The following is a 9,070-nucleotide window of genomic DNA, read 5'->3' on the forward strand; positions in this document are numbered from 1 at the left end:
CTGGGGCGTGGCGCCGCCGGCGGGGCCGGCGCCTGCCCGCGCGGATCGCAAAGCCGCGCGGTTCGCGCGGGCCTTCGGGCCGGTCAATTGAGGGGGAAAGTCGCCTCCCTCATCCAGCCGCCTGCAGCTCCTTCTTGCGGGCCGGCCGGCGGCGTGGCCGGCGTTGCGGCGCAAGCTTCAGCATCACCGGCGGCTCGCTCGACAGGGCGCCCGTCACGGCGCTGACCATGCCATGGGCGACGAAATCGGCGTTAAGCCCGGCGGCAAGTTCGGCCGCGGCCTTGGCGTCGCTGTTGCCGATTTCCGACCAGGACACGATGCCGACCCTGAGACGCGGTTTCAGCCGCTTCAGCCGCCGCACCATGAAGCGCGCGTGCTTGGTGGAGTCGCGGTTAAGGAAACCGATCACCACCGTATCGACGCCGCTCAGGTCGAGGCGGCGGATCCCGGCAGGTTCGAGGTCAATGAAACTCGCTCTCGACACTTCGGCGCCCTGCACCTCCAGCACCTGCGCCAGCATAGCGGCGGCGGCGTCGTCGAGCTCGCCCCGCCCGCCGGCGCAAAGCACGGAGAAGCCCACGCCATCCGGAAGATCGACCTCCTCGGATAGAGGCTCCTTGCCGTCGCCGGCCTTCCGATCGTTCGCCTTGCCTTCAGCAGCCTTGCCCGCGGTGATCTTGGCTGAGGCTGCCTTGCCCGGCGAGGCCTCGGCCGAGGCAGTGGCTGCCTGCTGGTCCTCTTCCTCCTCGGCTTCCGCCTCCTCCGCTTCCTCCTGGGCGCTGGCGTCCAGATTGGCGACGAGCGTCAGCGCGCTCGCCGCTACCTGTTTGCGCTGTTCGTCATCCATGACGCCGCGCATGCGGTCCTGCTCGCCAAGCAGCAGCGCCGGAATCGCCACCTGGTCGTAGAACTCGAACAGGTATTTTTCTTCGAGCATCTCCTCGGCGTGGTCGGTCGCCTCGTCCGGATCGGCGGCAAGCAGCCGCTGATAGAGACGCGCATGAGGCTCGAGCACCGGCTCGTTGCCGAACAGCACGTCGAGGAACTCGAACTGCGGCACGTGGCGGCCGAGGACGACGAGGCAGACGGTGAGCGGCGTCGACAGCACCAGGCCGATCGGCCCCCAGAGCCAGGTCCAGAAGATCGCCGCGACGATGATGGCGAGCGGCGAGAGGCCGGTGCGCGAGCCATAGAGCCATGGCTCGATGACGTTGCCGGTGATCAGCTCCATGGCGATGAACAGTGCCCCGGTCCACAGAAGCAGCGACCAGCCGGGCGCCACCGCCAGCGCCAGGAACAGCGGCAGCAGCGCGCCGATGATCGGCCCGATATAGGGAACGAAGCGCAAGGCGAGCGCCAGCAGGCCCCAAAGCAGCGCGTTGGGGATGCCCAGCACCCACAGGCCGATGGTGATCGGGATGGCGTAGATGACGTTGACCACCAGCTGCATCAACAGATACTGGCCGACCCGCTTGCCGGCATCCTGCAGCGCCTGGGTGGTGCGGTGGAGATCGCCATAGCCGACGAGACGGATGAAGCGGTCGCGCAGGTCCTCCCGCTCCATCAGCATGAAGATGACGACGACGACCACAAGGCCGGCCGAGCCGAGCGGGCTGAGCAGCGGCTCTATGACCTTTTGCAATACTTCGAGCGGCCTTTCCTGCGCGACGATCTCGACCGGGATCGGATCGCGCTTCGGCGTCTCGGCGGCGGACGGCAGTTGCGGCTCCTGGCGCTCGAACTCCTGGCCGACGCGCTCGATCACGCCGCTCAAGCGCGAGATGATGCCGTTGCCCAGCCCGTTTTCCTTCAGCGCGCGGATCTTTGTCAGGATGTTGATCTGATAGACGGGGATGTTCTGGGCGAGGTCGCTGACCTGCGTGGCCACCACGAAGGAGAACAGCGCAAGCGCGGCAAAGGCGCCCAAAACGCTGGCGATCACGGCAGGCAGGCGCGGAATGCCGACGCGTTTCAACGCCGACACGAGCGGCGCGATGGCGAAAGTCAACAGCAGCGCGACTGCGATCGGCAGGAACACCTCGCGGCCGAAATAGAGCGCCGCAACCGACGCGACGACGGTTGCGACCGTCGGCAGCGCCGTGCGCGGATGGCTGCGCGAGGCAGCAAGCAGGCCCGCCAGCCCCGGTTCCGACTCGCGCGTGCCGTTCTGACGATTATCCGCCACCGTGAGTCTCCACCCTGCCCGCCATGATTGGCTTTCGCCGGCTTGCAACGCGCGGATCGGAGGATGGTTGCGAGGCGCGATCAGTTGGAGCGAGGACGAAGCGGCTGATGCAAATCTCCCCTTGCGGACAAAGGGAGATTTGAAGCGCTCGCCGCCGCACCTGAAGGTCCGTGGCCGGTTATTTTACTGGGATCATGAGATGCGCGTACGGCGTGCCCGGCCACATCACATAAGGCTTGGACGTGTCGGGTTTGGCATCGGTCGGATAGCCTTTCATCATGTCCATCGCGTTGACGATCATCACATGCGGCCCCGTCTCGATCCAATTGTTGCCTGCCTCGGGCTTCGTCGCATAAGGATCGGTATTGCTGCCGTCGGTGCCGCCGGACAGCATATACATGAAGCCGACCTTGCCTTTGGGCGGTTCCTTCTTTTGCAGCCAGGCCATCGCCCATTCCATCGAGTTGGCATCGCCGCACATCGGATCCGGGCCGGGCGAGGCCGGATTGTCCGGCATGCACCAGAAGCCGGTCTTGCCCTCGCGCAGGGTGCGCATGTTCCCCTTTTCATCCATGGCGTAGACCGCAGCGCCACTCGCCACTGCGGCGGGTGCGGCGGACTCGGCGCTTTTGATCAGCGCAGCATCGTCGGCAGCTGCGCCCTGCATCGCAATCAAACTGCCCGCTGCCAACAGCGCAGCGACCGTCAGAAGCCGTTTCATGGCCGTTCTCCGGTTCGAGTTGATGTCTTTGTGCATGATGTCGGACGTCACGGCGTCCCAGAGCCGTTCGTCGGTGCACTGATCCTACCAGATTACCTGCAGGCGGACAATTTGCCTTTAGCGTTCGCCAATGTCCTTCCATGCTCTCGAACACTGGGGAAACGGCGGCTGAGCTCCTTCGTCGTCCTGAGCGAAACGACGCGCACAGACCCTAGGCTGCCGAAGCGTCGGTTGCCGCCGCCGTTGCTGCCGCCTCCCTTTATGTTGCACTGCGTTAGATTTGTTGCATTGCGGTATGAGCCCATAGGCGCGAGGCTTTACCCAAGGCGGGATACGAACGACCGTTGCGAGGTTCGCCTTCGTGTCAGCACCATCGCCGGACTTCCGGCCCGACATTGAGGGGTTGCGGGCGCTCGCCGTGGCGGGCGTTGTCGCTTTCCACTTCGGCCTCACCGCCCTGCCCGGCGGCTTTGCCGGCGTGGACATCTTTTTCGTCATCTCCGGCTATCTCATCACCCGCCATCTGGTCAGCGAGATTTCGCTCACGGGCCGGCTCGACCTCCTTCGCTTTTATGCCCGACGCGCGCGGCGGCTGCTGCCGGTGGCGCTGTTCGTCATCGCCGCCACGCTTGCCGTCGGCACGCTGATCCTGTCGCCGGAGGAGCAGCAGCTCTATTCCAAGGGCGCGATGTTCGCCTCCGCCTACATGATCAATCTGTGGCTGATCCGCTGGTCCTTCGACTATTTCGCCAACGACGCCGCCAACAATCCCTTCATCCACTACTGGTCGCTGTCGGTGGAGGAGCAGTTTTACCTCGCCTGGCCGGCGCTGCTGATGCTGGCGGCCTGGCTGAAGCCCGGCAAGCGGACGATCATGCTTGCGATCGGCATTGCCGGCCTGGTCTCCTTCGCGGTCTGCGCCTGGCTGACCCCCATTTCGCAGCCCTGGGCCTTCTACTTCTCGCCGCTGCGCGCCTGGGAATTCGCCGCCGGCGGGCTGGCTTCGATGGCGCCGGCATGGCTGCTCCAGAACCGCCCGCGGCTCGGGACGGCGTTCAGCCTGTGCGGGCTGGTCCTCATTGCCTTCGCTTACCTCACCTTCAGCGAGGAGGCTCCCTTCCCCGGTTTTCTGGCGCTCGTGCCCGTGGCCGGTACTGTCCTTCTCTTGCTGGCGGGCGCGGCCGGCGTCGGGGACGGCATTCTTGCACGCAATTTCGAACGGAAAAACGCGGGGCTCTTTTCCTCGAATTGCGTGAATGCCGCCCTGGCGCTGCCGCCCTTGCAGTGGATCGGAAAGGTTTCCTACTCGCTCTATCTCTGGCACTGGCCGGTGATCGTCTATGCCGGCATGCTGGTCGAGGAGCTGACTTTTGCGCAACGCCTCGCCTGCCTCGGGCTGACGTTGGCGCTCTCTGCGCTGAGCTATCATTTCATCGAGAATCCAATCCGCCGCAATGGCTGGCTTATGGCCAATGCGGCGCGGGCGCTGGTGCCGGCCCTCCTCCTGACCGGCACCGGCGTCGCAGCCGCTTACGGCAACGCAGCGCTGGCCGTGCGCGCCGAGGACCCCGAGCAGCGCGCGATCGCGGCAAGTGCGGCCGAGCCGGCCACCGCGCGCGCCAAGGCCTGCGTCGAGGGCTACGACACGGTAACGCCGAAACGCTGCGTGTTCGGCAATGGCCAGCGCGTGATCGCGCTGTTCGGCGATTCGCACGCCGATCACTGGTCGACACCGCTGATCGAGGCAGGAAAGAAGAACGGCTACCGCGTCGAGACCTGGCTGAAGAGCTCGTGCCGGCCCTCACGGTTTTCCTACTTTGTCACGAAGCTCAACCGCGACTACCGCGAATGCGACCAGTGGCGCGAACAGGCGATCAAGGAGATCATCGCGGCCAGGCCTTCGCTGGTGGTGATCTCCGAACTGGCGCTGACCTCCTCGCGCAAGATGGCGGCGGGCAAGGGCGAGCCGGACACGCCGGACGCCGTATGGCGGGCCGGCCTGCGCTCGACACTAACCAGCTTGAGCAAGGCCGGGCTGAAGATCGCCTTCATCCGCGACGTGCCGTTCAACGACGAGAACATCGACACCTGCGTGTCGCGCGCGCTGTGGCGCGACAAGGCGCCATCGCTCTGCGACCAGAGCCGCGCCTATGCCGCCAACGACCAGATGGCGGCGGTCGAGCGCGAGATCGTCACCAGCGTGCCCAATGCCACTTACGTCGACCTCACCGACCGCTTCTGCAACGCCACAACCTGCCACGTCTTCATCGACGGCCAGCTCGCCTTCCGCGACCAGCACCATCTGGCGACCCCATTCGCGGAATCGCTGGAACCGGAGGTGGAAAGGCGCGTGATCTCGAAGGTGGGAAGGTAGCGCGCCGCCCCTGTCGTTCGTGATCCTAGGGCGGAGCAAGGGAGCGAAGCGACGCGCGCAGACCCTAGGATCCATGCCGTGACGCTAAAGCGTTGCACCAGTGACAGAATTCTGCACCGTAGCGCTTCACGCCGAAGGTCACGGCATGGATCCTCGGGTCAAGCCCGAGGATTGCGACCGTGCGAGCGTCGGCGTTCCTTCACACCCCCTCTGTCCTGCCAGACATCCCCCGCAAGGGGGGATCAGCAGCTTCTGCTTACTCCGCCACAACCACAAAATGCTTGGTCACCGGCTCGAGGATCTTCCAGGTGCCCTTGAAATCGGCTTCGACCACGAAGGCGTCGCCGGGGCCGGCCTCGACCGGCTCGCCGCCATCGGGCGTGATGAGGATGCGACCGGCGATCATGTGGACGAATTCATAGTCGGTGTAGGTGGCGTGATAGGTGCCGGGCGAAGCGCGCCAGGTGCCGGACATCACCTTGCCGTCCTCGCTGGTGTGCTGGACGGTCGTCTGCATGGTCGGCGATCCCTCGACCGCGATCCAGCCCGGCAGATCGCCGCCATCGCCATGCTCGATGGGGCCGAATTTCAGGATGGTGGGCTTGGTCATGGCAGGCTCCTGCGGTTGGGATTGGCTGGACGTGGCAATAGACGACGACGCCGCGCGCGCACGCGCTGCACGGCGACAGCAGGTGGCGATATGGCGACGCCGAAGATCGAAAACAGCGGGGCGAACAAAAGCGTGACCTTCCCCGCAGGGCGAAGATCGTCAGCTTCGGCACCGCTTCGCTCCTTGCTCGGCCTTAGGATCCCCGCCTAATTTTCTCGGAACACCACCCGTCCCGAAACCGTTTGTGCCTTGAAGGGGCAACCATCGAACCTCAAGGAGGCAGCGATGAAAAAGCTTCTGCTTGCTTCGATGATCGCTATCGCCTCGGCGTTTGCGATCGCGCCGGCGAGTGCCGGTAGCGTTCAGTTTGGCATCGGCGTCGGCCCCAGCTACGGCGATTACTATGGTGACTACTATGGCGGGCATTACCCTCACCGCTATTACCGACACGTCTACGATGACGACTACTACACTCCCTATCGCGAGCGTTATGTGGTGCGCTATCATAACCGGTATTATCGCGATCATTGCCGGATCAAGATCGTGAAGCACTGGCGCCACGGCCACCGCGTCATCGAAAAGATCCGCATCTGCCGGCGCTGACCGACCAGCGAGCGGACATCTCCTCTCGGCGAGGGGAGATGTCCGGCTGCGGCTCCGCCTTGCAAATTCCCGCCAAAATGCCATCTAGAAGCCGGCATTCATAAGGGAAAGCAAAAAGTGACGCAGCGAAGCGGCAGCGCCGACCTGCCGCTGCATGGCGGGCGGGTTCCGAAATGGCTGGGCGATCGCATGACGAGGCTCGGCGCGGTGCTGTGCGAAGCCATCATCCATCATTACGGCCGCGACGAGCTTTTGCGGCGCCTCGCCCATCCCTTCTGGTTCCAGTCCTTCGGCGCCGTGATGGGCATGGACTGGCATTCTTCTGGCATCACCACTTCCGTCATCGGCGCGCTGAAGCGGGGCCTCAATCCGATGGCCGGCGAGCTTGGCATCCATGTCTGCGGCGGGCGCGGCGCACATTCGCGCAAGACGCCGGGCGAGTTGCTGGCGATCGGCGACCATGTCGGCCTCGACGGCCAAGCTCTTGCCACTGCCAGCCGGCTGGTCGCCAAGGTGGACAGCGCCGCCGTGCAGGACGGCTACGACCTCTACCTGCACGGCTTCATCGTCAGCGATGACGGGCGCTGGGTGGTGGTGCAGCAGGGCATGAACGGCGACGCCTGCCAGGCGCGCCGCTACCACTGGCTGTCGGAGGGGCTGGAAAGCTTCGTCGACCAGCCGCATGCGGCGATCGAGGGCGAACGCCAAGGCGAGATCGTCAACCTCACCGACCACCGCGCCGAGAAAGCGCGCGACGGGCAGATCGCGCTTCTGAAGACGATGAGCCCGGAAAAGATCCTGAGCGAGCTTGCCGTTCTGGAGCCAGCCGAAGCGCCCGAGCCGGCCGCGCAACCGCTGCTCCCCAACCTCGTCATGCCCGCGCATCACGACGTGCGCGAAAGCGACATCGTCATGCGCCGCCTGCACGGCAACATTGCCGCCGCGATCGAGAGCGGCCCGAAGGATTTTCCCGAACTGCTGCTGGTGCCCGGCGTCGGCCCGCGCACGGTGCGCGCGCTCGCCATGGTGTCGGAAGTGGTGCACGGCGCGCCCTGCCGCTTTTCCGACCCGGCGCGCTTCTCGCTCGCCCACGGCGGCAAGGACCGCCACCCCTTCCCCGTGCCGCTGAAGGTCTATGACGAGACGATCTCGGTGCTGAAATCGGCGGTGAGCAAGGCGAAACTCGGGCGCGAGGAAGAGCTGCAGGCACTCAAGCGGCTGGACGGGGAATCACGTCGGATGGAGCGCTATGTGACGGGGCCGAGCCTGAAGGAGATCGTCGCCGGCGAGATGGATCAGTCTCATCTGCTGGGGGGACGGAGCGTGTTTGGGTGGGAACCACCACCTGACAGCGACCCGAAGCCGCTGAAGAAAGGCGCTTGAGACACGGCTGAAACGGCGTCACGCAAAGCGCGCAGATAACCGCATCGATCGGCGCTGCCCCTCATTGCCCTGCCGGGCATTTCTCCCCGTATAGTGACGGGGAGAAAGATGCTGTCACCGCCGCTTTCGCCAACCGCCAACGTCGCGGAATAGCTGCCAGAGTCGCGGCCATCCCTTCTCCCCGCCACTATACGGGAAGAAGGTGCCGGCAGGCGGATGAGGGGCAGCGCCGAGGCCAGAAGTTTTTGCGCGGTCGTCTTTCAATACGCTCTTCGGCAGTGGATCGTCGGAATGAATAACAATGTTGTCCTTCGGCACGTCGTTTAATCAATGCTGGGATTGGGAGAGCGCCGCAGCCGCCTCCTTGCTTCCACCTTCAGCGGCCAGTTTTAGCCACTTTAAACTCTCGCTGGCGTCGGCTCTCACCCCGTCCGTCCCGGCGCCGTAGGCCTTTGCAACCATAAGCTGGTATGGCGCCGCTGGATCGGCGCCTTCCTCGACAACCAGCGGGCCCCACGAGCCAAGCCGACGGAACCAGTAAGTCGCGTTCGCCTCTTCTAGACTGGATGGTCACTGCGAAGCGAGGTGGTCGTGGTCGGCTGGCCGGGTCATCTTCAATCCGGAGAATCAGTGGATTAACGGTCATCGCCAGCTCGATTTTAGGTGCCCCCAGGCGGCCTTAAGCACAAACAGCAGTGTCATCAACATTGCGGTGTTGAGAACAGGATGGGCGTTAAACACGGTCGCAATTACTGCAGCGACGGCCGATCATGAACATCATTGAACCGGAAACAAGTCTAATGAAACGCATTCAGTCACTCCAGTTGCATAGTCACATAAGCAGCTTTCGATCCGGCGCAAGTTTGGCACATCGCTTTCCCCTCACCCTACCTTCCTCCCCATCATCATCCCGTAATGCACCGCCAACAAATCCAGCCCGACCTTCAGCAGCTTGACCACCACATCGCGCCCGTCGCCGGTGCGTTCGGCGATGGCCTTCACCGACTGGCCTTCGAGGCAAATCTTGCGCACCACCTCCGCCACCTCCCAGTGGGCGAGCGCGGCCGCTGCGTGGGCGTGCGCGCGGCCGGCTGAGAGCACGCGGTCGGGCACGCCGCCGCCGACGCGGCCGCCGTCGACGCGCTCGCTCCAGGATTGCGGCTGCAGGCCCTCGCGGGCGGAGCGCTCGAAATC

At 64.7% G+C, this 9,070-nt stretch carries 6 protein-coding genes and 1 pseudogene; 3 read left to right on the top strand and 4 right to left on the bottom strand.

Features of this window, described 5'->3' with window-relative positions:
• Nucleotides 1-109: 109 nt before the first annotated feature.
• A complete protein-coding gene (locus tag EOA75_RS06270; protein ID WP_164747292.1) occupies nt 110-2,185 on the bottom strand; it encodes an AI-2E family transporter in 2,076 nt (691 codons plus the stop codon).
• Between the two features lie 178 nt (nt 2,186-2,363).
• A complete protein-coding gene (locus tag EOA75_RS06275) occupies nt 2,364-2,957 on the bottom strand; it encodes a hypothetical protein (RefSeq protein ID WP_245466575.1) in 594 nt (197 codons plus the stop codon).
• A 310-nt stretch (nt 2,958-3,267) separates the two neighbouring features.
• On the opposite strand from EOA75_RS06275, the gene EOA75_RS06280 reads away from it, so the two are divergent.
• The gene (locus EOA75_RS06280; RefSeq protein WP_127323877.1) at nt 3,268-5,280 is read left to right on the top strand and encodes an acyltransferase family protein; all 2,013 of its coding nucleotides are present in this window, start codon (nt 3,268-3,270) and stop codon (nt 5,278-5,280) included.
• Nucleotides 5,281-5,536: 256 nt separating this feature from the next.
• Here the strand turns inward: EOA75_RS06280 and EOA75_RS06285 are convergent, their stop codons facing one another.
• The gene (locus tag EOA75_RS06285; RefSeq protein ID WP_127217550.1) at nt 5,537-5,890 is read right to left on the bottom strand and encodes a cupin domain-containing protein; all 354 of its coding nucleotides are present in this window, start codon (nt 5,888-5,890) and stop codon (nt 5,537-5,539) included.
• Nucleotides 5,891-6,175: 285 nt separating this feature from the next.
• On the opposite strand from EOA75_RS06285, the gene EOA75_RS06290 reads away from it, so the two are divergent.
• Nucleotides 6,176-6,493 carry a hypothetical protein gene (locus EOA75_RS06290; protein ID WP_127242355.1) on the top strand — a complete coding sequence of 106 codons (318 nt, stop codon included), beginning with the start codon at nt 6,176-6,178 and terminating at the stop codon, nt 6,491-6,493.
• A gap of 117 nt (nt 6,494-6,610) precedes the next feature.
• A complete protein-coding gene (locus tag EOA75_RS06295; RefSeq protein WP_127323878.1) occupies nt 6,611-7,876 on the top strand; it encodes a DUF763 domain-containing protein in 1,266 nt (421 codons plus the stop codon).
• Nucleotides 7,877-8,758: 882 nt separating this feature from the next.
• On the opposite strand, the pseudogene EOA75_RS06305 reads toward EOA75_RS06295, so the two are convergent.
• Nucleotides 8,759-9,070, bottom strand: a pseudogene (locus tag EOA75_RS06305) (hypothetical protein); the annotation flags it as partial.

Source organism: Mesorhizobium sp. M1A.F.Ca.IN.022.07.1.1 (assembly GCF_003997575.1).
GTDB lineage: Bacteria > Pseudomonadota > Alphaproteobacteria > Rhizobiales > Rhizobiaceae > Mesorhizobium.